This window comes from Antrihabitans stalagmiti, from assembly GCF_016482825.1.
In the GTDB taxonomy this organism is placed as follows: Bacteria; Actinomycetota; Actinomycetes; order Mycobacteriales; family Mycobacteriaceae; genus Antrihabitans; species Antrihabitans stalagmiti.
Window position 1 is genome coordinate 495,583 of record NZ_JAEMNV010000004.1, and the last position, 25,505, is coordinate 521,087.

Below are 25,505 nucleotides of genomic sequence, written 5' to 3' on the forward strand. Positions count from 1 at the left end.
ACGCCGCCGTGGTCAGGCCAAGATGCCCAGTCCGCGTGCCGCGCCGATCCAGGACGGAAATTCCGACAGCAGCAAGTCGTAGAGTTCGGCGTCGGGGACCTTTGCGATGTCCGCGACGGCGAAGAAGCCGACGTTGTCGACGGCTCGATCGGTCAACGTATCGAACTTCTCCAGTATCCCGAATCCGGATTTGCCGAGGCCGACGAACTGCCAGAAGATCGGCTCCTGCACCGCACCGCGAAGTTCTGTTTCGATCTCGCGATTGCGGTAGACGCCGCCGTCGGAGAAGAAAAGCACGAGTGTCGGTGCAGGCGTTGGGTTGTCGGCGACGAAGCGACGGACCTCGGCGATCACCTTCTGTTCCTCGTTGCCGATTCCGATACTGCGCATGTCGAGTCGACCGCTCGGGTCCGCCTTCAGCTTACGGCCGGGAAACTTCATCGCGCCGACGCGAACGTTGTTCGCGAGCCAGTCGGGTAGGTCCGCGATGTGGAGGTCGGGCAGCCGCGCGCAGTTCGTAGCAAACGTGTAGGCCTGCATCGCGCCGTCGTCGTCGAGTTGGGCCGCGACCGCAGCCATGCGTTCGACGACGTCGGCGACGGTTCCCTTCAGGTACAGCGACGTCATGGAACCGGAGGCATCCAGTATGAGGATCACCCGCGCGACGACGCCCGTTGCGCCCTTCTTTGCGAGTGACACCGCGACCTGCTGTTTGCGCAAAGACAACCGTTTGCGCATGTCGACCGGCAGAGCTTCCTCGCCCGCGGTGTTCGATACCGAGGCTGCCTGCACTGGTCGGGCTGCCCGGGGTTGAGTAGGTACGGGCGTCGGTGATTCGTCGACGCTGATCCCGAAATCTGTTGCGAGCCCGTGTAATCCGGAGTCGTAGCCCTGCCCGACCGCGCGGAACTTCCAGCCGTTGCGACGGTAGATTTCGCCGAAGACGAAGGCCGACTCGGAGCGGGCATCGGTGATGTCGAATCGGGCAACCACGCTGTCGCTCCCGTCGACGAGCTGCAGGACGAGTCCACGCACCTGACCGAACGTGCCGCCGTCCGCGGATGCTGCAACGACGATCCGGTCGATGTCGGCTTCGATCGCCCCGAGTTCGATAGCAAACTGATCGTGGCGGACGCCTGCGCCATTCTGCTTGCCGCCGTGCACAATTGCGCCTGACGCATGCCTCGGTTGGTTGTAGAAGACGAAGTCGTCGTCGGACCGCACCTTGCCCGCGGGGGTGAGCAGCAAGCACGACGCATCGACATCGGGTGTGCCGACATCGACGGTCCACGTCAGCACAGCGCGGACACTGTCCGCTTCGAGTGCGATGTTGGTGCCCTTGTGCATCGATTCCTGCATGCGGGCGAGATTACCGGTCTGTCCGAAACGGTTTCGCTCAGAAGCCCGGCATCGCGCCGCGCAGAGCTTCGCCGAGATCGGCGACCGGAATCGCTTTGATTCCCGCAGGAATCGGCCCGTGGTCGAGGGGGACTACCGCTTGGGTGAAGCCGAGGCGCTGAGCTTCGGCCAAGCGGCGGCCGATGTTGGAGACCCGACGCACCTCGCCCGTCAGGCCCACTTCGCCGATCACGATCGTGCCGGCCTGCACCGCCGTGGTTTCGAGTGTCGACGCGAGGGCAACCGCGATGGCGAGGTCTGCCGACGGCTCGGTCATTCGCATGCCCGCGACCGTGGAGACGTAGACCTCGTGCTTCGAGAAGTACTTTTTCGCCCGGCTCTCCAGGACCGCGAGCATCATCGCGACCCGGTTGTAGTCGAGACCGCTGACCGCCCGCCTGGGTGTCGGCATCTGCGAAGGTGTTGTGAGAGCTTGTATTTCGCCGAGCATCGGGCGCTTGCCGTCCATCGTGACGGCGACTGCGGTACCGGGAACCGCGTTGGCGCGATTGTGCAGAAACAGCCCGGAAGGGTCGCTGATGCCCTCGATGCCGTCCTCGTGCAACTCGAAGCAACCGACCTCGTCGGAGGCCCCGAAGCGGTTCTTGATGCCGCGCAGCATCCGCAGCGTCGAGTGCCGGTCTCCTTCGAAATTGAGCACGACGTCGACAAGATGCTCCAGGGTCCGCGGACCCGCGACCGCGCCTTCCTTGGTGACGTGGCCGACCAGCAGCACGGCGATGCCTGAGGCTTTGGCAAGCGATGTCAACGCTGTCGTGACCGCGCGAACCTGGGTGACGCCGCCGATCACTCCGTCGACATCGGTGGCGGACATGGTCTGCACCGAGTCGACGATCACGAGTGTGGGTCCGACCTGCTCGACATGGCCGAGGACGGTAGCTAGGTCGGACTCCGATGCCAGATAGACCCGTTCGTGGACCGCGCCGGTGCGGTCGGCGCGCAGGCGCACCTGCCCAGCGGATTCCTCGCCGGTCACGTAGAGGGCGCGTTCGCCCGCGGCACGTCTAGCCCACTGGTGAACGACTTCGAGCAGCAACGTGGACTTGCCTACACCGGGTTCGCCGGCGAGTAGTACCACCGAACCAGGAACGATCCCGCCACCGAGAACCCGATCGAGCTCGCCGACCCCGGTGGGCAGCGCGATGTTCGTTTTGCCGTCGACCTGCGTTATCGGCGTTGCAGGGGTGGACGGCAGCATCGCTGCGCGTGGCGCGCCGATTCCGCGAGCTGTACCTACCGCGGCCAGTATCGGAACCTCGTCGACCGAACCCCAGGTACCGCAGTCAGGGCATTTGCCGACCCATTTTGCGACCGTGTGCTGACAGGACGAGCAGCGATAGCTCGATTTCGGTTTGGCCACGTTCGGGAGCCTAGGTCCGCCGTCCGACAATCGGACGGCGGCGTGCCGGGTGTGAGCCCAGGGGAACTAGTGGCCGCCCTCGGCCTCTTGCCCGCCTGCTGAACCGTGCTCTTCGGTAAGCCCCGATTTCTCGGTCTCGATCCGTTCGGCTGCGGCGGCATCGACAGGAACGTTGATCGTGATGTCGCCTGCTTCTGCGAAGGTGAACGTGACCGCGACGGTCAGCCCGGGGGAGACGCTGCGCTTCAGATCGTTGATCTCGACCACGAGCTTCGTCTTACGTACGGTCGCCTGCTCGGACGCTGTGGAGGGTGCCGTCGATTCCGACTCCGACTCCGATGCCAGAGCAGTCGGCGGCACGGCCTCGATTGCTGCCTGCGGGTCGAGCTCTGGCGTGGCCTCCGGCTTGATCGTGACCGACCCTGCGTCCGAGGTGATCTTCTCCAGCTTGTCGGCTTTGTCCTCGCTGGTGTTGACCACGAAGAACGCGAGGGCAGCCTTGCCGCCCTCGGCATTGGAGTAATCAGCGCTCGGATACAGCACGTGAAGGTTGCGCAGCGAGATGGGGCCCAGTTCTCCTGCGCTGCCGTTCACCGCTGCGACCTGCGTGGTCATCTGTGAGATCTGGCCCGAGCCGCAGCCGACGAGGGCGAGCGTCGTGCCCGCGGCGAGCGCAATGAGTGCGGCGACGCGACGTGTGGGCGCTACGGTCTTCACGGGGGTCCTCCATCGAGTTCTGACGTTGGGGGCGTGGGTACTCTCGCTCCAACCACGCAGCGTAGTAGTCCACTGCAGAGCCTAAGCCGCTGGGCCGGTTCCGTAACGGAGAACGCGACCATTTCTCTGTAGCCGGGAACCTGTTCCGGCACAGCACAATGCACGTATCGCCGCCTGTGTCAACCCCCACGATCAGGTCGCGATGCCCCTGACCTGCACCGTTGATCCCACCGCCCGATTGCGCCGTGTTAAACTGGCTACATCGAAAGGGGCACGGGACACATGATTTTCAAGGTCGGAGACACCGTCGTTTACCCCCATCACGGAGCGGCGTTGATCGAGGCAATCGAAACTCGCACCATCAAAGGTGAACAAAAGGAATATCTCGTTCTCAAAGTTGCACAGGGAGATCTCACCGTTCGCGTTCCTGCGGACAACGCAGAGTACGTCGGTGTTCGCGACGTAGTCGGCCAAGAAGGCCTCGACAAGGTCTTCCAGGTGCTCCGCGCACCGCACACCGAAGAGCCGACCAACTGGTCGCGTCGGTACAAGGCAAACCTCGAAAAGCTTGCTTCCGGCGACGTGAACAAGGTCGCCGAAGTTGTGCGCGACCTGTGGCGTCGTGAGCAGGACCGTGGTCTCTCTGCCGGAGAGAAGCGCATGCTCGCCAAGGCTCGTCAAATTCTGGTCGGCGAATTGGCTCTCGCCGAAGGCACGGACGACGCCAAGGCCGAGATCATTCTCGACGAGGTTCTTGCTGCAGCGTCCTGATTCGTTCAGGACAGTGATTTTCAGAGCAATGTCCGCTGAAGGAACATCGTTCCTGGACTTGGCAGTACGCCTGTGACCACAGCATCCGGCGGCCGCGTTGTCGCATTGGTACCCGCGGCCGGCCGGGGCGTTCGCCTCGGTGAACAAACGCCCAAGGCGTTTGTCACCCTCGCGGGCACGTCGATGATGCGGCTTTCCGTCGACGGTCTGCTCGCCTCCGGCGTTGTCGACCATGTCGTCGTCGTTGCACCCGCCGAATTGATCGGTGCGGCCGTTGCGCTGCTTCCAGCCGGTGTACAGGTTGTCGAAGGTGGCGCCGAGCGTATCGATTCGGTGCGCGCCGGAATCGCCGCGGCACCCGATGCCGACATCTACCTCGTGCACGATGCCGCACGGGCTTTGACACCGACCAGCTTGATCGCGCGCGTCGTCGCGGAACTGCGTAGCGGTCGCAAGGCTGTGGTTCCCGCTTTGGAAGTCACCGACACCATCAAAACCGTCGACATTCTCGGTGGCGTGACGGGAACTCCGAAGCGCAGCGAGTTGCGCGGGATTCAAACACCGCAGGGGTTCGACGCCGCACTGATGCGTCGCGCATACGAGGCGGCGTCGGCCGACGACCCAGCGACAGACGACGCGGGACTTGTCGAGCGGCTCGGCGAGCGCGTGCGGACGATCCCCGGCGACCCGCTCGCTTTCAAGATCACCACCCAACTCGACCTCACCTTGGCTCGGGCACTGACTGCAGCAACAACGAAACCAGCAACGAACACTGCCGACGAGGGGTTGGGATGAGAGTCGGAATCGGTACCGATGTGCATCCGATCGAACCTGGCAGGCCGTGTTGGATGGCCGGACTGCTGTTCGAGAACGCAGACGGTTGTTCCGGTCATTCCGACGGCGACGTCGCGGTCCACGCATTGTGCGACGCCTTGTTGTCGGCTGGTGGGTTGGGCGATCTGGGAGCGGTTTTCGGTACCGGTCGGCCGGAGTGGGCCGGAGTGAGTGGCGCTGCGATGTTGACCGAGGTCCGCAGGTTGCTTGCCGAGCAAGGCTTCATTGTCGGAAACGCCGCGGTTCAGGTGATCGGGAACAGTCCCAAGATCGGCCCACGGCGAGCCGAGGCGCAGGACGCACTGTCTGCCCTGCTCGGTGCTCCTGTTTCGGTTTCGGCCACTACCACGGACGGCCTTGGTTTGACAGGCCGCGGCGAGGGCATAGCCGCTGTGGCGACGGCATTGATAACGGTGGCATCGCCGGTCGCGTGATCGCGGGAAGACACCTCTGAACAGGCATGTTCGCGGGTTTGACGCGATCCGATCGGCCTGATTCAGCAACTCGCTAGTTACCGATACGTGATCAAGTCGCAGCACATCTGCGGCTGCGTCGTTACGTAATAGATGCGAAGTTGTGACCCGTGGTCTATGCTCCCTTTCACCGGTGTGTCGCACGTCTCACCCCTCGAATCCGGGGCGTGCGACAGACCGGCAGCTATTCGCCGCGAACGTCCTTCAACTGCTCTGCAGGCCAGAAGCACAGAAGACCTGCTATCGAACGGGTGGTAACTCATGGTTGTCGATGAACCAGACGCCGTCACCAACGACGAACCTCGAACTGTGCCGGCCTGGTCGGTAGCGGCGTGGCCGCTGCGGTGGAAGGTTGCCGCGATCTTGATTCTGCCTGTTGTGCTGGCTATGACGCTCGGCGCACTTCGAGTCCAATCGGAACTACGTGACGCCTCGCGGCTGAGTATCGCTGCGGACGACTCCGACATCGTTTCTCCCGCGGTCGAATTCATCGGTCGCACAAACGATCTCGCCGTAGCGGCCGCAACGCGCACCGACGTAGCCTCGGCTACCGCTCGTTTCGACGAGATCGCAACACGATTCGGCGAATTGATCAGGTCCGGCGAATTCGAAACCAGCGTCGCCGCCGACTTCGCAACGGCGACAACAACTGCTGACTCCCTGCGTAAGTTGGTGTCGGCAGGTGCAGCGCCGGTTTCGCAGTTGGCTCAACTCTCCGACGACGTCACTGCGAGCACGTCGGCGGCACTCACGTCCACGATGCGATCGATCGACGACGACGGCGTCCGGACTTTGGCCGACAGCTTGGCGGTCGCTCTTTCGGCGCAACGCTCGCTGACCACGCAGGAGGTGCTGGTCGAGTCCACCGACTTCGGTGACGACGTCGCGGTCCGCGTCCAGGTCGCTGCCGCTGCGGGAACCGAGACGGCTGCCCTCGACGAATTGGCACGACTCGGATCGACATCGGTCGACGTCAGTGCACTGCTGTCCGCTGTGCAGAACCGCAGAGATGCCTACAGCAGGCCGGGCGCGGCCGCCGTCGAGGCCAGCCAGTTCACGACGTCGGCCGAGTCGAGTGCCGAACAGTACGGCCAACTCACCAGCGGACTCGGCACGGAACTGAGCGAGACCGTCCAGGGACGCGCCAACGACCTTCGGTCGGCGGCTTTGCGCGATGCGGCAATCGTGCTCGGCGCCGTCCTCGTAGCGCTTGCTCTTGCGCTCGCCGTCGGCCGGTCGCTGATCCGGTCGATCAGTACGTTGCGTCACGGGGCGCTTCAGGTTGCCAGGCTCCGACTGCCGGAAGAGATCGAACGCCTCGGTTCCAGTGGCGGCGTTCCGGTCATCACGGCCGTTCCGGTGCATACGAAGGAAGAGATCGGTCAACTCGCGAGGGCTGTCGACGACATTCACTACCAGGCCCTGCGCCTGGCGAGTGAGCGCGGCCAGCACCTGCAGATCGGCGACATGTTCGAAACGCTGTCCCGGCGCAGCCGTTCACTCGTCGAGGAGCAACTCTCCCTCATCGAGACGCTGGAACGCGACGAACAGGATCCCCAGCGGTTGGAGCATCTGTTCCGCCTCGATCACCTCACGACCCGTATGCGACGCAATGGCGACAACCTTCTCGTCCTCGCGGACACGACCGAACGCAGTGGGCGGTTGGATCCGGTTCCGGTCGGCGATGTGCTGCGTGCCGCGATGTCGGAGGTCGAGGAGTATCGCCGCGTCGAGATCGGTCCGGGCACGGACGCCGCATTGACGGGTTCGGCCGCCGCGGATATCAGCCATCTGCTTGCCGAACTCATCGACAACGCATTGCGCTTCTCGCCACCCGACACGAACGTCGCGTTGACGGTGTCACGCGCTGTCGACGGCGGCATCCTCGTCGAGGTCGTCGACGGCGGGCTCGGGATGCCGGAGGCCGACCTGCGCGCTGCAAACGACAGGCTGTCGATGGGTGGCGAGGTTACGCCCGAAACTGCAAGGCGCATGGGACTTTTCGTTGTCGGCCGGCTCGCCCGACGCCACGATGCGACAGTGCGGATTCGAAGTACATCTGGCCAGCACGGGCAGTCGGGTGTCACGGTCAGCGTGCATCTTCCCGGCGCGCTGATCGCAGCGCCACGTGCCGTCGACCGCACCAACGGCCAGAACGCAGGCACACCGGTCCGCAGCAGTGCCATCGAATCTGCCGACTTCTTCGGTGCTCGACGGGTCGCCGACAACACCGAACGCAAACCCGACGATGCGGTGTTCGCAGGCAGGATATCGACGCCTGTCGAACCTGCATCGGATCCGACGTATTCGCCAGGTCTGCCGCGACGTTCACCGGGTGCGAGTGGTGTCAGTGCGGAATCGATGCTCAGGCCGATCGGGGTGACGCCGACCCCGGCACCGGCGACGACATCGGACACCGGACGTCCCATTCAGTCGGAGACCTACGACTTCTTCAGCCCTAGGCCTGCCATCGACAATTCCGACGGCCAGCCCGCAGGCGATCCCGTCTGGCCCACGGTCGAGTTTCCGGTCCCGGATCCTGCCCCACCGGCTGTGTCTGTGGACGCCGAGCCGATGGCCGCGGCCGACGCTCCGCCGATCTTCCAGCGCCTCACCTCGGAGTGGCTGCTCGAGACGACGCCAGGTGACTCGGGCGAGCGCAACTGGTCGACGCCAGCCGATACAGGTTGGTCGGCCGCGCAGCACGCCAGCGAAAGCAGGATCGACCGCTACACCGAATCCGGGCTTCCGTTGCGAGAGCGGGGCGCTCGCCTCGTTCCAGGTCACGCGCGCTGGAATGCGAGCACCGGCGGCGGAACGATCCGGAACGTGCGTGATCCAGCAGAGGTTCGTGCACTACTCGACGAGCAGTTCGCAGGTGTCCGACAGGGACGGACCCGCACCGAAGAAGGCCGACACAGCCGCGAAGGAGACCGATGACAACCGGAACCAGGCCTACGACCGACCGCACGCTCGATTGGTTGGTATCGAACTTCGTACGCGAGGTACCCGGCGTTTCGCACGCTGTTCTGGTATCCGCCGACGGACTGCTGATGGCAGCGAGCGCTCAGTTGCCGGTCGACCGCGCTGAGCAGCTTGCCGCGGTCACGTCGGGGCTTGCGAGTCTGTCGCACGGCGCAGCCAACCTGTTCGACGGTGGCACAGTTCTGCAATCGGTCGTCGAGATGCAGAACGGCTACCTGCTGCTGATGAGCGTCGGTGACGGTTCGATACTTGCCACCCTCGCCTCGACCGCGGCCAAGATCGGCCAGGTCGGCTACGAGATGGCAGTTCTTGTCGACCGCGTCGGCAAGACGGTGCAGGCGTCTGCCCGTTCGCATCAGGGCGCTCGATGACGATGACCGTCAGTTCGTCGGCGGGGACTGGTGGACCGAACCTCGCGAGGCCGTACACCTTGACCGGCGGCCGGACGAGGTCGTCGATCGACCTGCCGCTCGAGGCAGCTCTGGAGACGACCGCGGAAGCCTCGTCCCACCACTGGGCGCCAGGCGACCTACGCGCCGACATCGTCGAATTGTGCAAACGCAGTCCGTCCGTTGCCGAGGTCTCTGCTCTGCTTTCGATTCCGATCGGAGTCGCACGAGTACTGCTCGGCGACCTCGTTATGTCGTCGCATCTCCGAGTCCACGCCACACTCACCGAGCGTTCGACCGTTTCCGAACGCCGCATCCTGATCGAAAGGACCCTCGGTGGCCTTCTCGCACTCTGAAAATCGTGGGGTCTCGTCGACCAAGATCGTCGTCGCCGGAGGTTTCGGCGTCGGCAAGACGACCTTCGTCGGTGCGGTGTCGGAGATCGTCCCGCTTCGGACCGAAGCGTTGGTGACCACGGCATCGGCAGGGATCGACAACGTCGACTCGACCCCGTCGAAGGCAACGACGACGGTTGCCATGGACTTCGGCCGCATCACGATCGCAGACGATCTGGTGCTGTACCTGTTCGGCACACCGGGCCAGCGGCGCTTCTGGTTCATGTGGGACGACCTGGTCCGTGGGGCGATCGGGGCTGTCGTTCTCGTCGACACTCGCCGCCTGGACGACAGCTTCGCCGCGGTCGACTTCTTCGAGGCGCGGCAACTGCCGTTTCTGGTCGCAGTCAACGAATTCGACGACTCGCCGCGGTATCCGGCAGAGGATCTGCGCGGTGCACTTGCGGTCGGGCCGCACGTTCCGATCATCAGCATCGATGCGCGCAAACGCGAGTCGGCCAAGCGAGCCCTTGTCGCTGTCACCGAATACTCGCTCGATCGTCTTTCGACGATGGCGTTGTGAACTACCCGTCTCTGTAAGGCCGATCGACATCTCCTGTAAGGACAACCGATGACAACGCTAGAGATTCTCGCCGAATCCCACACGCACAGCGTCTCCGATCATGTGCACCACTTCGAGATGGGCAGTTGGCTCCTGATTCTGGCCTACATCGTTTCGGTGGCGGGGTCGGTCGTCGGGCTGGCCTGCACGCGGCGATCGGCGGACGCCGAGGTTCAGCGTGATCGGCTGCGCTGGCTGGCGATGGCGGCCGTCGCCATCGGTGGCGTTGCGATCTGGCTGATGCATTTCATCGCGATGCTCGGGTTCGCGGTACCTGGCAGTGTCATTCGCTACAACCTCGGCTGGACGTTCGCTTCGGCCGTGTTGTCGATCGGTGCGACGTTCCTTGGCCTGGTTGTTGTCGGTCGCACGGTCAACGTGCCGCGGTTGCTCGTTGGTGGCGTGATCATGGGACTTGCCGTCAACCTCATGCACTACACCGGGATGTGGGCGCTGCAGCTGCAGGGCGAGATCAGCTACAACAAGGTCTACGTGGGGCTGTCGATCGCGATCGCTGTCGTCGCTGCGACAGTCGCGCTGTGGTTCACCTTAGTGCTCGAATCGCTGTGGCTCCGCTTCGTTGCAGGTCTTGTGATGGGCGTTGCCGTTGTCGGCATGCACTTCACCGGTATGGCTGCCGTCAGCGTCGAGGTCGACCAGTCGGCCCCGATTCCGGGCGGGCTCGAGGTGTTCACGTTCCTCTTCCCGGTCTTCGTTGTCGGCCTGCTTGCCTTGGCCGTTCCGATCACGGCAGTGCTGATGGCACCCGATCGAGGCGCGATCGATCTGGAAGCCGAAGCCGATCGGCTGGCTGTCGAGTTGGCGAACGCGCGGCGCAGCGAAGCCGCCGCGATCGGTTCGGGTATCGGCGCGACTCCGCAGAACGGATCCGCACGGACGGCACCATCCGCGAGGGCGAGCGTCTGATCTGCGCGACCACATCGCCCATCGGTCCGTCGGACCGAAAGGGCCAGGTAGAATCGCTCGTCGTGACCCTGCGCCTGTTCGACACCGAGACGCGGACCTTGCGGGAATTCGTTCCCCGGGTCCCCGGCCACGCGTCGATATACCTGTGTGGAGCAACGGTTCAGGGCGAACCACATATCGGCCACGTACGTAGCGGCGTCGCATTCGACGTGCTGCGGCGCTGGCTGACAGCTCACGGCACCGACGTAGCTTTCATCCGCAACGTCACCGACATCGACGACAAGATCCTCAACAAGGCCGCCGCCGCGGGCAGGCCATGGTGGGAATGGGCGACCACGTTCGAGCGGGCTTTCGACGACGCGTACTGCCGTCTCGGAGTGTTACCGCCGTCGATCGAACCTCGTGCGACCGGGCATGTTCCGCAGATGATCGAGATGATGCAGCGTCTGATCGACAACGGTCACGCGTATGCGTCGGAAGGCAACGTCTACTTCGACGTGCGCAGCTACCCGGACTACGGTCGCCTGTCCGGTCACAAGCTCGACGACGTGCACCAGGGCGAGAGCGCGGGCGAAGGCAAACGCGACGCTCGCGACTTCACACTGTGGAAGACGGCGAAGCCAGGCGAGCCGTCATGGGCGACACCGTGGGGACGAGGCCGTCCCGGGTGGCATCTCGAATGCTCGGCGATGGCCGAGTTCTATCTGGGCCCCGAGTTCGATATCCATTGCGGTGGTTTGGATCTGGTGTTCCCGCACCACGAAAACGAGATCGCGCAAGCGAAATGCGCAGGCGACGCCTTCGCTCGTTACTGGCTGCACAACGGCTGGGTCACCATGGGCGGGGAGAAGATGTCGAAGTCTCTCGGCAACGTGCTCTCGGTACCCAATGTGCTCGAAAACGTTCGGCCACAAGAACTTCGGTACTACCTCGGCAGCGCGCACTACCGCTCGATGCTCGAGTACTCCGACAATGCGCTCGAAGTCGCGGCCAAGTCGTATCAGGGTGTCGAAGCCTTTGTCTTGAAGGTGCGTGATCGGGCGGGGGACCTGCCCGTCGGCAAGTGGACAGACGCCTTCGCCGCGGCACTCGACGACGACCTCGGCGTGCCGAAAGCTCTTGCGGAGATTCATGGTTCGGTATCGGACGGCAACAAGGCGCTCGATGCGGGCGACCTCGCGGCCGCCGTCGACATTGCCGGCCAGGTGCGGGCGATGCTGCAGATCCTCGGTATCGACCCGCTGGACCCGCACTGGGCGGATGGCTCGGACAACAGTGCTGCAACGGCTGCGCTGGACGTGCTTGTGAAAGCAGAGTTGAACCGCCGCCAGCAGGCGCGGGCGGACAAGAATTGGGCGGTTGCAGACGAGGTCCGCGACCGCTTGACCGAAGCGGGAGTCGAAGTCACCGACACCCCGAACGGGCCTGAGTGGACTCTGAAGTCGGGCCACAAGGTGCACTCGATGCGAGAAGGAAATTTGAACTGATGGCCGGAAACTCCAGCAGGCGCGGCGCAATCCGCAAGACCGGCACCAAAAAAGGTCAGGTTGTCGGGTCCGGCGGCCAGCGGCGGCGTGGTCTGGAGGCTCGGGGTGCAACACCGCCCGCAGTCGAACGCACGAAGCATCCCGCGTCGAAGCGTGCGCGAGCGGCAGCCAAGGCCGCACCGACACGTGGGGGAGCTCGCACCGCGGGACGTAAGGCAGAGGACGGTCCGGAGACTGTGCTCGGTCGCAACCCCGTCGTCGAATGCCTGCGAGCAGGAGTGCCCGCGACGGCGCTGTGGGTAGCGACCGGAACCGAGAGTGACGACCGGCTGAAGGAAGCCGTGCAGCGGGCCGCCGACGCAGGCATCTCGATCCTCGAGGTGCCACGCACCGACCTGGATCGCTTGAGCGCCAACGGCTTACATCAGGGGATTGCTCTTCAGGTCCCGCCGTACCGCTACGCCCATCCTGACGATTTGCTGTCGTCGGCCAGGTCGGCCGCGGAACCGGCTCTGCTTGTCGCGCTTGACAACATCACCGATCCACGAAACCTCGGCGCCGTCGTTCGGTCCGTCGCCGCGTTCGGTGGCCACGGTGTGTTGATTCCGCAACGCAGAAGCGCGAGTGTCACTGCGGTGGCCTGGCGGACGAGTGCGGGTGCCGCGGCGCGCCTTCCTGTCGCGCGGGCGACGAACTTGACTCGGACACTGAAGGATTGGCAGAACAAGGGGGTCACGATCGTCGGCCTCGACGCCGGTGGCGACACCACGCTCGACGAGTTCGACGGGTCTGGTCCGGTGTGCATCGTCGTCGGTTCCGAGGGTAAGGGGCTCTCTCGCCTCGTCCGCGAGACCTGCGACGCTGTGCTCAGCATTCCGATGGCCGGTGACGTCGAATCGCTCAACGCCTCGGTGGCGGCAGGTGTCGTACTTGCCGATCTAGCCAGGCAACGACGAACTCGTTGAGCTACGGATTGCGATTACGGCTCCGATTCTGGACTATTTACCCATGAGCTACCCATCGGGCGATCCGAACAAGCCGTACGACCCCAATTTTCCTTCGGGTGCTGAGCCGTACCCGAGTCAGCCGTACGGCGACCAGTCCTACGGCGCGCCCGGCTACCAGGCGCAGCCGTACGGTCAGGGATACGGCATCCCGCAGGATCATCCGCAGTCGACGGTCATCCTGATCCTTGGGATTCTCGGCATCGTGCTGTGTGCGATCTGTGCGCCGTTCGCCTGGATCATGGGCAAGAAGGCGCTCAAGGAGATCGACGCCTCCGGTGGTGCAATCGGTGGTCGCGGTCAGGTGATGGCGGGTTACATCATGGGCATCATCGGCACGGCACTCATCGCGATCGGTCTGTTGGTCGCGATCGGCATCATCCTGCTCGCAGTTCTTTCTTCGACCTAGGCCTTCGGCTCGTGAGTCTTTTCGGAGGGCGGGCCCTCCGAAAAGACTCACGAGCGGCGTAGCCGCCTAACGCAGGATCTGGCGGCCGATTGCGTATTTGTGCACTTCGGTCGGTCCGTCGTAGAGGCGGAACGCACGCATGTCACGGAAGATCATTTCGACGACCGTCTCGTCGCTGATACCGATGCCGCCGAGTACCTGCACACAGCGGTCGGCGACCTTGAACAGTTCTTCGGACACGTAGGCTTTCGCGATCGAACTTTCGTGGCGGCCTTTGGCGCCGCTGTCCATCAGCCAGCAGGCGTGCCAGATCGTCAGACGGCATTGGTGCAGCGCAATCTCGTTGTCCGCCAACATGAACGACACGCCCTGGTGCTCGCCGATCGGCTTGCCGAACGCCGTGCGGGTCTTCGCGTGAGCGATGGCGATGCTTTGGGCACGTTCGGCAGCACCGAGCCAGCGCATGCAGTGGGTCAGACGTGCTGGCGCCAGACGCAATTGGGCGTATCTGAAGGCCTGCCCCGATTCGCCGAGCAGCGCATTCTTCGGCAGGGTCAGGTCGCGGAACTCGACGACCGCATGGCCTTCGACATAGTTGCGGTCCATGGTGTTCATGATTCGTTCGATGACGATGCCCGCCTGGTCCCCGTCGGTGAGGAACAAGGTCGGCCCACTCGGCAGGTGCGGGTTGTCCTCCAGGTTGGCCATGATGATCCAGGTCTTCGCCCCCCGCGCGCCCGTGATGAGCCATTTGCGACCGTTGACGACGAAGTTTTCGCCGTCGAACGTCGCCGAGGTCTGCAGCTGGCCTGGATCGGAGCCGGCGCCACCAGGTTCGGTCATCGCGAAAGCGGAACGTTGGTGGCCTGCGATCATCGGCGCCAGATAGGTTGCGGCCTGTTCGGGTGTGGTGATCTTGCCGAGCAGGAACATGTTGCCCTCGTCGGGGGCGGCGCAGTTCATCGCGATCGGCCCGAGAGTCGACCAGCCTGCCGCCTCGTACAGAACGGCCTGCTCGACGTGCGACAGTCCCCAGCCGCCGTCGGCTCGAGCTGCCTGGATGGTGAGAAGCCCTGCGCTGCGGGCGAGTTCGACGAGTTCGTTGCGCAATTCGTCGGTCGGTCCGTGCTGGGTGAGGCGGGGATCGCGTTCGTACGGAACGATCTGCTGCTCGACGAATCGGCGGATCCGGTCTCGCTTGGCGGCGAGGTCGTCGGAAATTGCGAAGTCGATCATCGGTGTGCGCCTCTCGTCAGCTCCATTGCCGCGATAAGTTAACCATGATTCGCACTACGAGACCGGATTTGAGGAAGGTCGAAACTAGGGCTTGTGGGTATCGGTCGAGAACGCGTCCGCGACGTCGGCGGTCTGTATGTCACCTGGTCCGAACGTGGTTGCTGCGACGACGAAGCCAGGTCCGACCGAGGCCGACGCCACCATCGGCGAACCCATGTCGGACCAGCCCCACTTGCTACCCGTGACGGCCGGAACTGTCGAGGTTCCCCAGTCCTGGATCGTGCCGTCGCTTGCGACGCGATCCGCCGTTGCCATCAAGGGGAATATGGGCGACCCGCGATCGGATCTCAGTTTGGCTCGCAGGAAGTTGGCAACGTCGTCCGTAGTCGTGTACGAGGTACCCCAATCGGGTCCGGCTGTGGTGTCGGTGAGTCGGAACTCGGCCGCGGTCGCGTCGATGGCGGTGGGATATTTGCTCTCGAGCTGCGATGCCGAGAAGTCGTCGGAGTAGCGAATCATTTGTTCGACCAGATCGAGATCAGTGATCGAGCGATCGCCATGGCGTAGTGCGTAGTCGGCGATGTACAGCTTGACCATCGACAATGCCGGTCGGGGTTCGCTCGCGTTGGGAGTCCGAGTGATCGAGCCGGTCCGCAGATCGATGACCGTGATGGCAGTTCGATCCGGTACCCGGGTGAGGTTGTCCGACGCCGCGGGGGTCGCCGAGGCGAACGCAGGAAGTAGCACGGCAAGCGACGCACCCAGAGCCAACGCGGCGGCGGGGAGGGTTGTTCTCGTATCCATCGCTCGTACCTCTCGTGACCCCGACTTCGATCATGACCGAAATTCCCCAATCGCGCAGCGCGAAACCGTGGAAGTTGCTCTGAGCAGCGAGTTCAGGCGGCGATGGGGACTTTGCGGCCCGCGTTGCGGTCGCGACGAGAACCGATGATTCGGCACACGACATAGATGAGGAACGAGATCGTGGTGACGAATGTCGATACCGGGACACCCGGTGCCAGCGAAAGGAGGATGCCGCCGACAGCTGCTGTCAGCGCGAACGCGCACGACAGGTAGGTCGCACGCAAGGGGTTCGCGGTGATTCGCGCGGCAGCGGCCGCCGGGGTGATGAGCAACGACAGAACCAGTAGGGCGCCGACGATCTGCACGCCGAGCGCGGCGGTGATACCGACCAGCACCGCGAACACGATCGACAGTGCGCGGACCGGCACGCCGCGGGCGAGCGCCACCTCGGGGTCGGTACTTGCAAACAGCAGCGGTCGGTAGACGACGGCGAGCACGCCGAGAACGAGGACAGCACAGATGAGCATCAGGGTGAGGCCGGTGTTACCGACTCCGACGATCTGGCCGACCAGCAGGGAGAAGCTTGTTCCTGTCCTGCCCGGGTAGAGCCACATCAACAGCACCGACAGCCCGAGGCCGAACGACATGATGACGCCGATGACCGAATCACGTTCGCGTGCTTTGGTTCCGAGGATTCCGAACAATATCGCCGCAATGACCGATCCTGCGATTGCGCCGAGTCCGACGCTGACGCCGGCGAGCAATGCGGCCGCCGCGCCGGTCAGCGAGAGTTCGCTGGTGCCATGTACAGCGAACGACATCTGCCTGCTGATGATGAGCGGCCCGATCATGCCCGCTAGCAGGCCGAGGATGAAGGCAGCGAGCAGAGCCTGTTGGACGAAGTCGTACGACAGGAGATTTGCGGTGATCGAAAAGTCGAACATTTTCGAAAACACTTCGGCCAGTTTGTCGTTCACGAGTGGTCCTCGTCGACGTGGTGTTTGCCTGCGGACCCGAGGGCGTCGAGCGCGTCACCGGTTCCAACGACGACGAGCCGACCGCGAACCTTCAGCACGTCGACGTCGGTGTTGTACAACTCCGACAGCACAGCAGAGGTCATCACTTCGTCCGGTGGTCCGATTCGGAACTGGCCGTCGACGAGGTAGAGCACCCGATCGACAAGCGGCAGAATGGGATTGATCTCGTGTGTCACGAAAAGTACTGCGGTGCGGTGAATTCGGCGGCGACGATCGATCAGTTCGGACACCAGGCGCTGGTTGGCGAGGTCGAGGCTGAGCAATGGCTCGTCACACAACAGCACCTTCGGATCGCCGACCAGTGCCTGGGCGACGCGGAGGCGTTGCTGTTCGCCACCGGAAAGGGTTCCGAGCGGTGCGTAGGCGAAGGCCTGTGCACCGACCTCGGCAATCGCTTGCTCGACGATGCGTCGACGCTCACGGCGGCGCCGCAGTCCGGTACCCCAGCGATGACCGTCGACACCGAGACCGACCAGGTCGACACCGCGCAGTGGCAGGCCCTCGTCGATCGACTTCTGCTGTGGGATGTAGCCGACCGCCGAATTTCCGGTCCGGGCAGGCACGCCCGCGACGTCTGCCGTCCCCGCAGACAAAGCCAACTGGCCGAGCAGAACTTTCAACAGTGACGTCTTGCCTGACCCGTTCGGTCCGAGCACCGCAACGAATTCGCCTGCCTGGACCGCAAGATCCAGTTGGTCCCACAGCGTGCGTTCACCGAACGCCAACCGTGCACCCGCGAGAGCTATCGCGGGTGCACGGTTGGCGGTGAGCGCTGAATCGGGCTGTGACACAGGCTGGTCGGCTTCGTGGTCGGCCGCGACGGCGCTTGCGGCAAGGGTCAATTGAGCGCCTCGGCGAGTGCTTCGGCGTTGCGGGTCTGCCATTGAATGTAGTCGAGCCCATCGGGCAGAGTCTCGGTGACCTCGACGATCCGGATGCCCGCGCTCTCGGCATTGGCCCGCATGTCCTGGGTCACTTTGTCTTCGGTCTGAATGTTGTAGACCAGCGCATCGACCTTCTTGCCGACGAGCAGGTCCCGTGTCGCCGCGACTGCACTCGGCGAGGGGTCGGAACCTTCTTCGATGGCACTCTCGAACTCTTCGGGGGTCAGGTCTTCGACGCCGGCTGCTTCGAGCAGGTAGTGCGCTATCGGCTCGGTCTGTGCGACAGGCGCTTTCGGGTGATCGACGGCGATCTTGGCGGTGATATCCGAGATTGCGTGCAGCTTGGTGTCGAACGCATCGACGCGATCCGTGTAGTTCTGCGCGTTGTCCGGGTCGAGTTTGCTCAGTTCGTCGGCGATCTTGTGAGCGACGGCGTCGACGGTCGGTATGTCGTACCAGACGTGCTCGTTGACGGCGCCGTGGTTGTGGCCCTCGTGGCCCTCGCTGTCATGGTCGTCTCCCGCGCCAGCGTGGTTGTGTGCGTCGCCTTCGCTGTCGGAATGACCGGCACCGAGCAGTTCGTAGGCGTCGACAACCGGCTTGTCCTTCGCCGATCCGAGAATTTTTTCTATGAACTCGTCGTAGCCGCCGCCGTTGAACACGACGAGGTCGGCATCGGTGACCGCTGCGGCGTCGCTCGGGCTCGACTCGTAGGAGTGGGGATCGGCGCTCGGATCCTGGATCACCGAGGTCACGTTCGCGTCGTCGCCTGCGACGGCGGCGGCGACGCTGCCCCACACGTTCGTCGAGGCAACGATCGTCGGCTTGCCGTTCGAGGTCGCGTCGTCGGAACTGCAGGCACTGAGGGTCGCCGCCGAGGCGATGGCGAAGCCGACCGCTGCGATGGCAGTCCTGGATGCGCGGGATCGAGACACGGGTCGCTCCTGAATTCGAACGTTAATGGAAATCGTTACCGTTACAGATTAGCGGTCGATTTCCCCTATTGCGTAACTCGCATATGACCCGTACGGGAGCCGCGACACCGAAACGGCCCGACTCGGAAACCGAGTCGGGCCGCGTCGAGCTTGTGGAGAACTACTTCTTGGGCTCCGCAGGCGGAGTGAACGGTGCATTGATCGTGGAGAAGTACTGAATCGCTGCGCCGATCGCGACCGGCGCTCCGACGAAGATCGCTCCTCCGAGGGCGCCGACGGGTGCCAGTACGAGTGCGCCCGCGACACAGCCGGCGAGCGGACCGAAGACGGCGGTCAGCACGGCAGTCGGAGCGGCAACCGCGCCGCCGACGATGCAGCCCGCGGCTCCACCGATCACGGCGCCCGAGATGGCGCCGATGCCGGTGCCGAGAGTGATCGTCTGCGTGAGGCGGGTCCAGGCAGCAACTTCACGCTCGTACGGCGTCTTCCACGGTGCCTGGTTTTCGAACGGCAGCGCGACGGGCTTGTAGTAGGCGCGGGCCGGGTCGGTCGACGGCGTCAGCGTTGCTGTGTTGCCATCGATGGACGCATCGATCGGGAAGGCGATGTCGTCGATGCTGTATTCGAGCGGAACGCCGGCAAGGGTCTGGCCGGAATTCGACCGGATTTCGAACTTGCCGTCAGCGACGATCAGCTTGCCTGCGTTGTCGATCGTGATGACAGCCGAGGCACCGTTCTGGTACGCCGTGTAGTTGACGCTCGGTGCGATGTCGATGCTGAGAGGAGCCTCTTGTCCAGGCTCGGGCGCCGGTGCCGCGTATGCGGTGCCTGCGGAGATTCCCGTCGCGGCAATCACGAGTGCCGACGCAGCGGCATATTTGCGGATCTTCATTCTCGGTCCTTTATGTGTTCACGGTCTGTCTCGTCCGGTTGGTCCGAGCTGAAAAACATTGCCATGGAATATCTTTGGCTGAGCTGGCGATGTCTTCTCCGTTCGGAGCGAAACCGTATGTCACCTGAGAACGAGCTGAGAACAGTTAAAATCAGCGCTGAACGGAATGTGTCGGTTGAACAAACAAACGGTAACTTTCACATAAACACGGCTGATCAGGGCCTTTGCTGGGGATCCGCCGCTAAGGCGAGATGCACTGCTGTGGCGCAGCTCTCACCGGGAATCTTCGCGACGTCGCCAACAAATTGCCGACCTCACACGCCTGATCAGGCATGTGAAGTCGGCAATCGGTGAGCGACGTGGTCGAACGGGGTGGGCCGAAACTCAGTTCGCGGAAAGCAATTGAGCACAGCGCAGCAGGCCGAGGTGGCTGTAGGCCTGCGGATGGTTGCCGAGCGAGCGTTCGGCGACGGGGTCGTATTCCTCGCTGAGCAGTCCGGTCGGTCCGGCAACGCTGACGAGCTGCGCAAACAAGGCCTCGGCATCCGAGCGTTTGCCGGTGAGGAGATAGGCCTCGACGAGCCAGGCCGCGCAGAGGTGGAAGCCGCCTTCGCCGCCGGGCAGACCGTCGTCGTGGTGGTAGCGGTAAACCGTTGACCCGCTGCGTAGTTCGGCTTCGGTGGCGACCACGGTCGCGGCGAAACGCGGATCGGCAGGATCGATGAGCCCGCTGAGGCCGATGTGCAGCGTTGCGGCATCGAGGTCGGTGCCGTCGTAGGCGGCGGTGAACGACTGGACCTCGTCGTTCCACCCCTTCTGCAGGACCTCGTCGGAGATCGTCTGTCGCAGTTCGGCCCAGGCGGGATCGATGGAGCGGCCGAACTGCTCGGACAGCGTCACCGCGCGGTCGACCGTGACCCATCCCATCACCTTCGAGTACACGTGATGGCGTGGATTGCCGCGGATCTCCCAGATGCCGTGGTCGGGTTCCTGCCAGCGGCGCTGCACCGCAGAAACCATGGCGCACACCAGTTCCCAGTCGACATCGGGCAGCGCCTCGTCGGGATCGGTGATGCCCTTGGCTACCCGGGCATGGGCGAGCGTGGAGATGAGGTCGACGATCGGCCCGAACACGTCGAGTTGGACCTGCATGTTCGCGGCGTTGCCGACGCGGACCGGTCGCGACCCGGCATAACCCGGAAGGTTGTCGATCACGGCTTCGGGCGGTAGGCCGGTGCCGTAGATCGTGTACAGCGGGTGCAAACGCTCAGGGCCGGGGAGCTTTTCGAGCACGTCGTGCACCCAGGCGAGGTACTCCTCGGCCTCGCGTAACGAGCCGACCGATACGAGTGCCGACGCTGTGAGGGCCGCATCGCGTAGCCAGCAGTAGCGGTAATCCCAGTTGCGGACGCCGCCGATGTCCTCGGGCAGCGAGGTTGTCGCCGCGGCGAGGATCGACCCCGACGGTGCGTGCACCAGCCCTCGAAGGGTCAACGCCGAGCGACGCATGAGATCCGGCTTCAGGGGTGGCAGAACCAGCTGATCCGCCCAGGTGCTCCAGTAGGACTCCGCAAGCGCGCGCCGTTCCGGCTCTTCGAGGGTGGACGGCGCTAGATCCCAAGTACCACAGCGCAGTTCGAGGGTGATCGGGCCTTCGGAAGGGTCGACGACGGCGAACGCGCTCTGGTTGACGCCGTCGGTTGTGATGTCCCAGTGCACACCGGGGGACCGCAGCACCAATGGATCGTTCGGCCCGAAGACCCTGAGTCCGAACGTCTCTCGCTCGATCTGGATCGGCACCTGGCCGAACTCGGGACGAGGCGCGAAGCTGACGACCGCTTTGGCGTCGCCGGTGATGACCCTCGTGAGGTCGGTGCGTTCGAGGCCGACGTCGTGGGGAAGGTAGTCGGTGACCTGCAAACTCGACCACCGTGTTTCGACGGTCATCGTGCGATCGACGTAACGCTGCGACAGCGGAAGCGCGGCGCGTTGTGGGCCGACCGAGAAATGACCGGCATCCGGACCGCCGAGCAGGTGAGCGAAAACCGCGCCCGAATCTGGTTCGGGATGACACATCCAGGTGATCGTGCCGTCCGGTGTGACAAGCGCGACCGACCGCGGGCTTGCCAGCAGCGTCAACCGCTCGATCTGCGGTGCGCTCGCGCCCGACAGCCATCTGCGGCGCTCGTCGAGTAGGAATGCCAACGCTGTCGACACGTCTTCGGTGCTGTCGACTCGGTACTGGGCGAGGCTTTCGCCGTCGCCGATCTTGATGCCGATGTCCGGCCCGTGCAACCGTGCGAAGGCCTTCTCGTCGGTGACGTCGTCGCCGAAGAATACTGCTGCGGAGGCGGATTCCTGATGGCGCAGGATATCGAGAGCCTCGCCCTTGTCAGTGACGATAACGGCGAGTTCGATCACCGCCTTGCCTTCGGTGACCTGCACGCCGACCCAGTTGGCAGCGCCCTGGCGCACCTTGTTGAGGGCCTGGCGGGCAATCACGGGTTCTGCATTGCGGACGTGCAGCGCGACACTCGCCGGTTTGTGTTCCACGGTGACGCCCGCGTTCGCAGCGGCGATCTGCTCCAACTCGACGACCAACTCGTCGAGCAGTTGCTTTGCGTCGTTGTCGATCGCGTGCACGAAGCCGACGTCGAACTCGGACCCGTGGCTACCGACGAGCTGCACCTCGACGGGCAGTCGCGACAGCGCAGCAAGGTCGCGTAGTGCGCGACCGGAGATGACAGCCGCCGTCGTGCCCGAAAGCCCTGCGAGCGCGCGGAGAGCGCGCACGGATTCGGGATGCGGAAACGCCTTGGTCGGATCCGAGACGATCGGCGCGATCGTGCCGTCGTAGTCGGATGTGACGAGCAATCGCGGGGTACGGGCAATAGTTGCCAGTGCACGCCGCAGCTCGAGGGGTAGATCCAAAGCACTCACGCTGCAAACCTATGCGATCGACCGCGCCTGGTACTGCATTGCCGTCGGGAATCTGTCTCAGATCACAGTCGCTGCTACAAACCCTGTTGAATCTCGTCGTCGGCACTACCCAGCAGCAGGCTGACGGTCAGCTCGAGTCGAGCCGTCACGTCCGTCGCAGACGATCGCCTCGTCAGCCACGCAACCAAGTTGGACAGCCACACGTCGCTGATCACACGTGCGATCGCGAGTTGCCTTTCGGAGGGTTCGCCGTCGCTCATCGCCCGGGCAAACAGGCGGTCCATGGCTTTGCCGACCCGGTCGACCTCTGCGGCGGCCGAAGCGTCGGCGAACATAAACGCGCGGGTCATGGCCTCGGTGAGCAGCGGATCACGCTGCATCGCCTTGGTGATTTGCACGAGCATCAGGTGCATACGCTCTTGCGGCGAGTCGCCGGGTGGGATGCGACGACGGTTGTCGATGCGCTCGAACTCGCGCGCGAGGGCGGAGACGAGCAGGTGCACCTTCGATGGGAAATAGCGATACAGCGTGCCGACCGCGACATCGGCCCGCTCGGCGACGGCACGCATCTGGACGGCGTCGTAGCCGCCTTTCGATGCCAGTGCCAGGGTCGCGTCGAGGATCCGCTTACGACGTTCACGCTGTGCGTTCGAGCTCAGGTCTTCGTCGCTGAGTGTCGGCACAGCGCCGTTGCTCGCGGTCCGTGACGTAGAAGGCATTGAGGACGATGCCATCGACAAACCCCCGCTCTCGTTATAAGGCCCGGTGCAGCGAGCTGACCTGGTGCTTCGGTACCCACTTGACACTTGACTGGAGTACACATTAGAACACGTTCTACGAGCCGATGTCATTTGTGAGAGGCGGCAAAAACTGTGAGTATCGCCACGACCGACGAGCAGAACGCTGTGCAGGAGTCCATTCGGGCATGGGCGCGGGGTGCTGCGCCGATTGCAGCGCTGCGCTCGGTCGAAGCGGATCCGGCGCGCGCGGACTACTGGCGTGGGCTGTGGCCCGGGGTGGCGGAGGTCGGCCTGCTGTCCGTGGCGATGCGCGAAGAACTCGGCGGCGCAGGTGGAACCGTCGTCGACCTGGCGGCAATGCTGGAGGCCGCGGCCACGGCGTTGGTCGGTGGTCCGGTGCTCTCGACCGCACTTGTCGGGCTGATCCTCGACCGGTCGGGGGAACCGGTCGCCAAACGTAGGGGTCCTGAGATCGCCGATGGGACGAGGCCCTGCGCGGTTGTCGTCGACGGCACACCCGCATCGGCGACGTCGGCACCCGACGGCGGTCTCGTCCTGAACGGTCCGGTGGGCCTGGCGATCGGAGCTGTCGGTGGTGCCGATGTGCTGCTGTCCTACGTGCTCGACGGCGAGGTCGCCTGGTGCCTGGTCGACGGTTCCGCGAGTGGCTTGCACTGCGAGCCAGTCGATTCACTCGATCGCACGGTCGGGGTCGCGCGCGTCGAATGCGCCGATGTGCACGTTGCACCCGATCGAGTGCTCACCGGCATCGGGCCAGGCCTCGTTCTCGACCTTGCGGTCACGCTCGCAGCGGCAGAGGCGGCAGGAGTCGCGGGTTGGTGTCTGGACACCGCTGTCGACTACGCCAAGATCCGGGAGCAGTTCGGCGCCAAGATCGGGTCCTTCCAGGCGGTGAAGCATCTGTGCGCCGAGATGCTGTGCAACGCCGAACGTGCACGTGCTGTCGCGTGGGATGCAGCCAACGCTGCCCAGGACGAGAAAGATGTGCCGCTCGCCGCCGCCGTTGCAGGAGCGGTTGCCCTCGACGCGGCGGTCGCGGCCGCGAAAGACTGCATTCAGGTGCTCGGCGGCATCGGCTTCACCTGGGAACACGACGCTCATCTCTACCTGCGTCGAGCTACTGCCTTGCGGCAACTGCTCGGTGGGTCCTCGCGCTGGCGGGCACGGGTTACCGACCTCAGCAGGGCAGGTGCCCGGCGCGGATCGACGATCGACCTCAGCGGTCTCGTCGACGCTCGGGCAGCGATCCGGGCCGACGTCGCCGCAGTCGCGGCGCTGCCTGTCGAGTATCGTCGAGTTGCGTTGGCGGAGAACGGACTTCTCGCTCCACACTGGCCGTCGCCGTTCGGGCGCGACGCCGATCCCGCAACTCAGTTGCTCATTGCCGAAGAATTGGAGGCCGCCGGAGTCGAATCGCCCGACCTGGTAATCGGTTGGTGGGCAATACCGACAGTTCTCGGCTACGGATCCACAGAGCAGATCGAGCGTCACGTGCTGCCGACGCTGCGCGGTGAGGTGGTGTGGTGCCAGCTGTTCAGCGAGCCGGGTGCTGGATCGGATCTGGCTGCATTACGTACAGCCGCAACCAAAGTCGACGGTGGCTGGACGCTGGCTGGGCAGAAGGTGTGGACGTCGCAGGCGCAGATTGCCGATTGGGGTATCTGTCTCGCGCGTACCGACCGCGATGCGCCGAAACATCGTGGGATCACCTATTTTCTGGTCGACATGCGGTCGGCGGGCATTCGCATTTCGCCGTTGCGCGAGATCACCGGCGAGGAACGTTTCAACGAGGTGTTCTTCGACGACGTCTTCGTCCCGGACGATTGTGTCGTCGGCGCTGTCGACGGTGGGTGGCGTCTTGCCAACGCGACGTTGGCGAACGAGCGCGTTGCGATCGGCAAGGGGTCCGCACTCGACGAGTCGCTGACCTCGCTGCTCGACAAGACTCCGGCATCGGACGCCGTGCTGTCCGACCGACTCGGCGCCTTGATCGGCGACGCCATGGTCGGGAATCAACTCGAAGCGCGGATGACGCTGCGTCAGCTGGAAGGCCAGGATCCCGGGCCGCTGTCGAGTGTCAGAAAGCTGCTCGGAGTCCGGTATCGGCAGGATGTCGCAGAGTTCGCGTTGGATGCGTCCGGTGTCGACGGAGCGATGGAAGGGCCTGCGTCACATGGGTTTCTGCTCACGCGCTGTCTCTCGATCGCCGGTGGGACAACGCAGATTCTGCTCACCGTCGCCGCCGAACGGATCTTGGGGTTGCCGAGGAAGTGAACGTCGGCGA

23 protein-coding genes are annotated in these 25,505 nt (G+C 64.2%); 12 read left to right on the plus strand and 11 right to left on the minus strand.

The annotated features are described in order from the left end of the window. Positions 1–12: 12 nt before the first annotated feature. The 3 genes from JGU71_RS15260 to JGU71_RS15270 form a co-directional block, all read right to left on the minus strand. Positions 13–1,359 (minus strand): VWA domain-containing protein, encoded by a 1,347-nt coding sequence (locus JGU71_RS15260; RefSeq protein ID WP_199705018.1) that lies wholly within the window; start codon positions 1,357–1,359, stop codon positions 13–15. Between the two features lie 37 nt (positions 1,360–1,396). After that, positions 1,397–2,779 (minus strand): DNA repair protein RadA, encoded by a 1,383-nt coding sequence (gene radA / locus JGU71_RS15265; RefSeq protein ID WP_199705019.1) that lies wholly within the window; start codon positions 2,777–2,779, stop codon positions 1,397–1,399. A gap of 66 nt (positions 2,780–2,845) precedes the next feature. Next, on the minus strand, positions 2,846–3,496 hold the full coding sequence (locus tag JGU71_RS15270) for a copper chaperone PCu(A)C domain-containing protein (protein ID WP_199705021.1): 651 nt from the start codon (positions 3,494–3,496) through the stop codon (positions 2,846–2,848). A 282-nt stretch (positions 3,497–3,778) separates the two neighbouring features. Between JGU71_RS15270 and carD the strand changes: the two genes are divergently transcribed. From carD to JGU71_RS29895, 11 genes are all read left to right on the plus strand, one after another. Further along, positions 3,779–4,267: an RNA polymerase-binding transcription factor CarD gene (gene carD, locus JGU71_RS15275; RefSeq protein ID WP_007528440.1), complete on the plus strand. Its 489-nt coding sequence runs from the start codon at positions 3,779–3,781 to the stop codon at positions 4,265–4,267. A 72-nt stretch (positions 4,268–4,339) separates the two neighbouring features. After that, entirely contained in the window at positions 4,340–5,062 is a 723-nt protein-coding gene (ispD, locus tag JGU71_RS15280; RefSeq protein ID WP_199705023.1) for a 2-C-methyl-D-erythritol 4-phosphate cytidylyltransferase, read from the plus strand. After that, positions 5,059–5,535 carry a 2-C-methyl-D-erythritol 2,4-cyclodiphosphate synthase gene (gene ispF, locus JGU71_RS15285; RefSeq protein ID WP_199705025.1) on the plus strand — a complete coding sequence of 159 codons (477 nt, stop codon included), beginning with the start codon at positions 5,059–5,061 and terminating at the stop codon, positions 5,533–5,535. The genes ispD and ispF overlap by 4 nt, the downstream gene beginning before the upstream one ends. Before the next feature lie 300 nt (positions 5,536–5,835). Then, positions 5,836–8,514 carry a sensor histidine kinase gene (locus JGU71_RS15290; RefSeq protein ID WP_199705027.1) on the plus strand — a complete coding sequence of 893 codons (2,679 nt, stop codon included), beginning with the start codon at positions 5,836–5,838 and terminating at the stop codon, positions 8,512–8,514. Then, entirely contained in the window at positions 8,511–8,930 is a 420-nt protein-coding gene (locus JGU71_RS15295; RefSeq protein ID WP_199705034.1) for a roadblock/LC7 domain-containing protein, read from the plus strand. The genes JGU71_RS15290 and JGU71_RS15295 overlap by 4 nt, the downstream gene beginning before the upstream one ends. A 2-nt stretch (positions 8,931–8,932) precedes the next feature. Continuing rightward, positions 8,933–9,304, plus strand: coding sequence for a DUF742 domain-containing protein (locus tag JGU71_RS15300; RefSeq protein ID WP_372433191.1), 372 nt, complete (start codon positions 8,933–8,935; stop codon positions 9,302–9,304). Then, a complete protein-coding gene (locus JGU71_RS15305) occupies positions 9,285–9,866 on the plus strand; it encodes a GTP-binding protein (protein ID WP_199705038.1) in 582 nt (193 codons plus the stop codon). Before JGU71_RS15300 ends, JGU71_RS15305 begins: the two co-directional genes overlap by 20 nt. Positions 9,867–9,914: 48 nt before the next feature. After that, the gene (locus JGU71_RS15310; RefSeq protein ID WP_199705040.1) at positions 9,915–10,832 is read left to right on the plus strand and encodes an MHYT domain-containing protein; all 918 of its coding nucleotides are present in this window, start codon (positions 9,915–9,917) and stop codon (positions 10,830–10,832) included. Between the two features lie 62 nt (positions 10,833–10,894). After that, complete coding sequence (cysS, locus tag JGU71_RS15315) at positions 10,895–12,319, plus strand: cysteine--tRNA ligase (protein ID WP_199705042.1); 1,425 nt, start codon at positions 10,895–10,897, stop codon at positions 12,317–12,319. Continuing rightward, a complete protein-coding gene (gene rlmB, locus JGU71_RS15320; protein WP_199705044.1) occupies positions 12,319–13,284 on the plus strand; it encodes a 23S rRNA (guanosine(2251)-2'-O)-methyltransferase RlmB in 966 nt (321 codons plus the stop codon). Before cysS ends, rlmB begins: the two co-directional genes overlap by 1 nt. A 43-nt stretch (positions 13,285–13,327) precedes the next feature. Continuing rightward, positions 13,328–13,732, plus strand: a complete 405-nt coding sequence (locus JGU71_RS29895) for a DUF4190 domain-containing protein (RefSeq protein ID WP_233529218.1) — start codon at positions 13,328–13,330, stop codon at positions 13,730–13,732. Between the two features lie 66 nt (positions 13,733–13,798). On the opposite strand, the gene JGU71_RS15330 is transcribed toward JGU71_RS29895, so the two are convergent. The 8 genes from JGU71_RS15330 to kstR all read right to left on the minus strand — a co-directional run bounded on the left by JGU71_RS15330 (position 13,799) and on the right by kstR (position 23,179). Beyond that, the gene (locus tag JGU71_RS15330; protein WP_199705046.1) at positions 13,799–14,968 is read right to left on the minus strand and encodes an acyl-CoA dehydrogenase family protein; all 1,170 of its coding nucleotides are present in this window, start codon (positions 14,966–14,968) and stop codon (positions 13,799–13,801) included. An 84-nt stretch (positions 14,969–15,052) separates the two neighbouring features. Beyond that, positions 15,053–15,772, minus strand: coding sequence for a serine hydrolase (locus JGU71_RS15335; protein ID WP_199705048.1), 720 nt, complete (start codon positions 15,770–15,772; stop codon positions 15,053–15,055). Positions 15,773–15,864: 92 nt separating this feature from the next. Next, positions 15,865–16,716 carry a metal ABC transporter permease gene (locus JGU71_RS15340; protein WP_233529426.1) on the minus strand — a complete coding sequence of 284 codons (852 nt, stop codon included), beginning with the start codon at positions 16,714–16,716 and terminating at the stop codon, positions 15,865–15,867. Between the two features lie 29 nt (positions 16,717–16,745). Further along, entirely contained in the window at positions 16,746–17,600 is an 855-nt protein-coding gene (locus JGU71_RS15345) for a metal ABC transporter ATP-binding protein (RefSeq protein ID WP_307829682.1), read from the minus strand. Between the two features lie 47 nt (positions 17,601–17,647). Continuing rightward, positions 17,648–18,628 (minus strand): metal ABC transporter solute-binding protein, Zn/Mn family, encoded by a 981-nt coding sequence (locus tag JGU71_RS15350; protein ID WP_199705059.1) that lies wholly within the window; start codon positions 18,626–18,628, stop codon positions 17,648–17,650. Positions 18,629–18,788: 160 nt separating this feature from the next. Beyond that, positions 18,789–19,520, minus strand: coding sequence for a DUF8020 domain-containing protein (locus tag JGU71_RS15355; RefSeq protein WP_199705061.1), 732 nt, complete (start codon positions 19,518–19,520; stop codon positions 18,789–18,791). A gap of 384 nt (positions 19,521–19,904) precedes the next feature. After that, positions 19,905–22,460: a trehalose-phosphatase gene (otsB, locus tag JGU71_RS15360; RefSeq protein ID WP_199705063.1), complete on the minus strand. Its 2,556-nt coding sequence runs from the start codon at positions 22,458–22,460 to the stop codon at positions 19,905–19,907. A gap of 74 nt (positions 22,461–22,534) precedes the next feature. Continuing rightward, the gene (gene kstR / locus JGU71_RS15365; protein WP_199705064.1) at positions 22,535–23,179 is read right to left on the minus strand and encodes a cholesterol catabolism transcriptional regulator KstR; all 645 of its coding nucleotides are present in this window, start codon (positions 23,177–23,179) and stop codon (positions 22,535–22,537) included. Between the two features lie 153 nt (positions 23,180–23,332). Here kstR and JGU71_RS15370 point away from each other — a divergent pair, with 153 nt between their 5' ends. Continuing rightward, on the plus strand, positions 23,333–25,495 hold the full coding sequence (locus JGU71_RS15370) for an acyl-CoA dehydrogenase family protein (protein ID WP_199705065.1): 2,163 nt from the start codon (positions 23,333–23,335) through the stop codon (positions 25,493–25,495). Positions 25,496–25,505: the final 10 nt, after the last annotated feature.